Annotated in this window: 5 protein-coding genes; 4 read left to right on the top strand and 1 reads right to left on the bottom strand. The window is 66.0% G+C overall.

From position 1 onward, the window contains the following. On the bottom strand, positions 1-141 hold a 141-nt coding region (locus tag AC1DK4_RS40265), incomplete at its 3' end, for a 2Fe-2S iron-sulfur cluster-binding protein (protein WP_477132241.1). 449 nt (positions 142-590) lie between these two features. Between AC1DK4_RS40265 and AC1DK4_RS40260 the strand changes: the two genes are divergently transcribed. The 4 genes from AC1DK4_RS40260 to AC1DK4_RS40245 all read left to right on the top strand — a co-directional run. Then, entirely contained in the window at positions 591-2114 is a 1524-nt protein-coding gene (locus tag AC1DK4_RS40260) for an aldehyde dehydrogenase family protein (RefSeq protein ID WP_441624416.1), read from the top strand. Between the two features lie 222 nt (positions 2115-2336). After that, positions 2337-3002 carry a haloacid dehalogenase type II gene (locus AC1DK4_RS40255; RefSeq protein ID WP_013956691.1) on the top strand — a complete coding sequence of 222 codons (666 nt, stop codon included), beginning with the start codon at positions 2337-2339 and terminating at the stop codon, positions 3000-3002. Between the two features lie 28 nt (positions 3003-3030). Next, the gene (locus AC1DK4_RS40250) at positions 3031-4320 is read left to right on the top strand and encodes an NAD(P)/FAD-dependent oxidoreductase (RefSeq protein WP_441624413.1); all 1290 of its coding nucleotides are present in this window, start codon (positions 3031-3033) and stop codon (positions 4318-4320) included. Positions 4321-4394: 74 nt separating this feature from the next. Next, on the top strand, positions 4395-5055 hold a 661-nt coding region (locus tag AC1DK4_RS40245; protein WP_477132240.1), incomplete at its 3' end, for an ABC transporter substrate-binding protein.

Genomic DNA, 5055 nt, shown 5'->3' with positions numbered 1-5055 from the left:
ATTCAGCAGCAGTGCGACCAGAAGGGTGTCACCCGCCAGGGCGGTGGCACTGCGGCCATCGATGCGCAGGGTGATGGCGGGGCGGTCGGATTCTGCCAGCCGCAGGAATCGCGCGGGCAGTGGGGGAGCGTTGTCGGGCATGGGCGGCGGCTCGGCGTTGGTTTGGAAACAATGGGCTGACCGGACTGACTGAATGGGCTTTGCGGACTTCACAACAGGCTGGCCTGTGCCTCAAGCTTAGGGCGAGTGGCACATGGCGTGGTGCTGCATTCAGGGGACTGAGCGAAGCACGCTGCTGTTATGCGGGCCGTGGCAGCAGATTGTTTGGCAGAGGGCTTCCGGCAGCCTCGCGCAGCAGGCCAAGGCTGTCCAGCCATTGGTCCGGCGCCATGCCGCAGTGCATGGCGATGTCGTTGTGGTGATCGATCGGACTTATCCTGGGCCATATCGTTCGCGCGGAGCCAGAATGCCCTCGGGTTTATCCGAGGGATGCAAGAATCGTCCGCCTCGGGTGGCAGTTTCGCAATTCGATGCGGTAGCGCGGTCCGTAACGGAGACAAATGCTGAGACTTCTTGTCTAGCATGGAGGCATGAATCCACTATCGGTGCCGGCACGCGGCGCCCCTCCTTCCGTGCAAATATTCGACCCCCAGACAGTCTCCGTTCCCTCGGGCCATTTCATTGGCGGGCGGCTCGTGCCTGATGCCGGCCGCATCCCCGTGCGGCGCCCCTCCGATAACCAGGTGCATGCCGAGCTGCCGCTGGCTGACGCCGCCGCTGTGGATGCGGCGGTGCAGGACGCGTGGAAGGCGTGGCGTACCAGCGACTGGGCGCGCCGTGCCCCGCGCGAGCGAGCGCGCGTGCTGCGTCGCTGGGCCGACCTGATCGAAGCCGATGTGCAGGGTCTCGCGCCGCTCGAAGCGGTGTGCTCCACGCGGCCGGTGCACGCTGCCTCGGCCTGGGATGTGCCTTTCACCGCCGAAGGCCTGCGATTCTTCGCCGAATATGCCGACAAGGTCGGTGGGGACGTGGCGGCCACGCAGCACGATCACCTAGGCATGGTGGTGGCCGAGCCATATGGCGTGGTGGGTGCGATCACCCCATGGAATTTCCCGCTGGTGATGGTGTCGTGGAAGGTGGGCGCGGCGCTTGCCGCCGGCAACGCGGTGGTGCTCAAGCCTTCCGAGCTGACGCCGTTCTCCGCTGTGCGCCTGGCCCAGCTGGCGATCGAGGCGGGCGTGCCGCCGGGCCTGTTCAACGTGGTGCAGGGCGACGGGCGGACCACGGGCGATGCGCTCACGCGCCACCCCCTGATCTCGAAAATGACCTTTACGGGATCGACGCAAACGGGCGCCGCGATCATGGCCAGTTGCGCGTCGCATGGCCCCAAACCAGTCACGCTGGAACTGGGCGGAAAGAGCCCGCAACTGGTATTCGATGACGCGCCGGACCTCGATCGGCTGGCAGGCATCATTGCCGGCGCCATCACCGGCAATGCAGGCCAGGTATGTGTCGCGGGCTCGCGCCTGATTGTGCAGCGCGGCATTGCCGAGGCGCTGGTCGAGCGCATCGCGGCACGCTTTGCCGCGCTGCGGCCCGGTGCGACCTGGGATGACGCGGCGACGCTGCCGCCCATCATCTCGGCAGCACAGGCGGCGCGCATCCTCGACATCGTCGAGCGCGCGTGCTGCCCGGGCGCGCAGGTGCGCAGCGGCGGCGGGCTGTTCGACGGCGGGCCGGGCGGCGCATACTTCCAGCCCACGCTGATCGAAGGCGTGCGGGCGGACAATCCTGCCGTGCAGGAGGAAATCTTCGGTCCGGTGCTCACGGTGCAAACGTTCGACGACGAAGAAGAGGGCCTGGCGCTCGCCTCGCACGAGCGTTACGGCCTGGCCGCCGGCGTACACACTGCCGATATCGGAAGAGCGCTGCGCGCCATGCGCGGCATCGCCGCCGGCACGGTGTGGATCAACCGCTACGGGCGCAGTTCGGATTTTGTGATTCCCACCGGCGGCTACCACCAGTCGGGCATCGGCAAGGATCTGGGGCGCCAGGCCGTAGAGGCAAATTTGCGCTTCAAAAGCGTGCTGATCGATTTTGCTGCGGCGCGTTAGCGGTGCGTCATCACTCGCCTGCGCACCCCTGCGGTGCCAACCGCATGACCTGCCGCGGGACCCATGACAAACCGCAGTTTCGCCGCGTGCCACGGCCTCATTTCCATATAAACGCTATGCGGCCGCGTGCTTTAATCCTTTCGAAATAATTCTGTCGCCTGCGCCGGACAATGCGCGGCTCCACCCCGGTCGCCGACCGGAAAACCCTGAGGATCAGAGACCATGACCTTCCGTCCCAAGTACGTGACCTTCGACTGCTATGGCACGCTTACGCGTTTCCGCATGGGCGAAATGACGCGCGAACTGTTCGCAGATCGCATCCCTGCCGAGCAGATGGAGCAGTTCATCGCCGACTTCAGTGCCTACCGTTTCGACGAGGTACTGGGCGACTGGCAGCCCTACGAAGTGGTGCTGAAGAACGCCGTGCGCCGCCTGTGCAAGAAGTGGAAGATCCAGTACTTCGACACCGATGGCCAGCAATACTACGACGCCGTGCCGACGTGGGGCCCGCATGAGGATGTGCCCGCTGGCCTGGCCAAGGTGGCCAAGGAGATTCCGCTGGTGATCCTGTCGAACGCCTCGGACGCCCAGATCCAGAAGAATGTGGCCATGCTCGGCGCGCCGTTCCACCGCGTCTACACCGCGCAGCAGGCCCAGGCCTACAAGCCGCGCCTGAAGGCCTTCGAGTACATGCTCGACTCGCTGGGCTGCAACCCGGAGGATGTGCTGCACGTGTCGTCGAGCCTGCGCTACGACCTGATGTCGGCTGACGACATCGGCATCGTTAACAAGGTTTTCGTGAACCGTGGTCACGGCCCGGGCAACGCGGCGTACCGCTACACCGAGATCCAGGATATCGGTGGCCTGCCCGGCGTCGTCGGCCTTTGAATTGAGCTTCCACAGTTCCATCCCCACCATGAAGCTTGATTCCTACTGGAACGATTCGGTGCCAAGACTGGTACTGGACGCGCACAATCTGCCGCCGCAGGTCGATGTGGCCATCATCGGCGGCGGCTTCACGGGGCTCTCGGCGGCGCTGGCGCTGGCGCGGCGTGGCGCCAGCGTGGTGGTGCTGGAGGCCGGCGCCACCGTGGCGCCCGAGGCCTCGGGGCGCAATGGCGGCCATGTGAACAACGGGCTGGCGGTGGACTACGCGGAGCTGGCTGCCAGGGTGGGCGTGGAACGCGCCCGCGGCTGGTACCACGCCTATGACGACGCGGTCGATACCGTGGAGCGTATCGTGCGCGACGAGGGCATTGCCTGCGACTTCCAGCGCAACGGCAAGCTCAAGCTCGCCACCAAGGCTCACCAGATGGACGCGCTGCGGCGCAGCGCCGAGCGCCTGGTCGTCGACGGCGTGGATACCGACGTGGAAATTCTCGACGCGGCGCGCGTGGGTGCCGAGGTGCAGAGCGAGCGTTTTCACGGCGGCCTGCTGTACAAGCGCAGCGGCCAGATGCATATGGGCCGCTTCGCGCAAGGACTGGCCGTGGCAGCACAGCGCCATGGCGCACAGATCCACACTGGCACCTGCGTGCTCCGCATCGAGCGTGTGCAAGGCCAGGTGCACCGCCTGCACACCGAGCGCGGCACGGTGCTGGCCCGGCAGGTGCTGCTCGCTACCGGGGCATCGCGCCACGGCGGCTACGGCAGCTTCGGCTGGCTGCGCCGTCGCATCGTGCCGATCGGCAGTTTCATCGTTACCACGGAGCCGCTGGGCGTCGAACGCGCTAGGGCACTGCTGGCCAAACGCCGTACCTATGTCACGGTGGCGAACATTCACCATTACTTCCGCCTCACGCCCGACCACCGGCTGGTGTTCGGCGGCAGGGCGCGCTTTGCCGTCTCCAGCCCGCAGCAGGATGCTGCCAGCGGGGAGATCCTGCGCGCCGGCCTGGCCCAGATCTTCCCGCAGCTCGGCCACGTCCGGCTCGACTATTGCTGGGGCGGATTGGTCGACATGACGCAGGACCGCCTGCCGCATGCAGGCGAGCACGACGGCCTGTTCTACTCCATGGGCTATAGCGGGCATGGCACGCAGATGTCGGTGCACATGGGCGAGCGCATGGCTGCGGTGATGGCCGGCGACGCGGCTGCCAATCCGTGGCGCGAGCGCGACTGGCCCGCCATTCCCGGGCATTTTGGCCCGCCGTGGTTCCTGCCTGCGGTGGGCTTGTACTACCAGCTCAAGGACCGGCTTGCTTGAGCTTTGCGCACCTGCTGAGCTTTCGCCGCGATCCCGCTGTTTCCCTCTCAGAATAATCAGGAGCACAACCAACCATGAACGATAGCGGTAATGAGTTCGAGAGCATTGTCGGTCCCGGCGAAAGCCTTCGTGTGATGGATCTGCTCAAGCGCGGAGCCACGCGGCGTGACGTGCTGGCGATGCTGCTGGCGGGCGGCATGCAGGCCACGCTGGCCGGCAGCCTGGCTGGCATGGCCGCCAAGGCCCATGCAGAGACGCCAAAGCGTGGTGGCCGTATCCGCGTGGCCGTTGCCACGGGAGCCGCCTCCGATACGCTCGATCCGGCCAAGCAGTCGAACCAGAACGACTACGTGCGCTGCAACATGGTCTACAACGGGCTGACCTCGCTCGATAGGAGCCTGACGCCGCGGGCTGCCCTGGCCGAATCGTTCAACACCACCGATGCCAAGACCTGGGTCTTCACGCTGCGCAAGGGCGTGGCCTTCCACGACGGCAAGGCGTTGTCCCCGGCCGACGTGGTGTATTCGATCATGCGCCACARGGACCCCGCCACCGCTTCCAAGGCCAAGGTGCTGGCCGAGCAGATCGAGAGCGTGAAAGCCACCGGCCCGAACGAGGTCACGGTGGTGCTCACCAGCCCCAATGCCGACCTGCCGGTGATCCTGGGCACCTTCCACTTCCTCATCGTCACCGACCTGCCGGTGATCCTGGGCACCTTCCACTTCCTCATCGTCA

This window comes from Cupriavidus sp. 05N38 (genome assembly GCF_056397345.1).
Note: the sequence above shows the minus strand (reverse complement) of the source record. Positions and strands in the feature narration are given on the sequence as shown.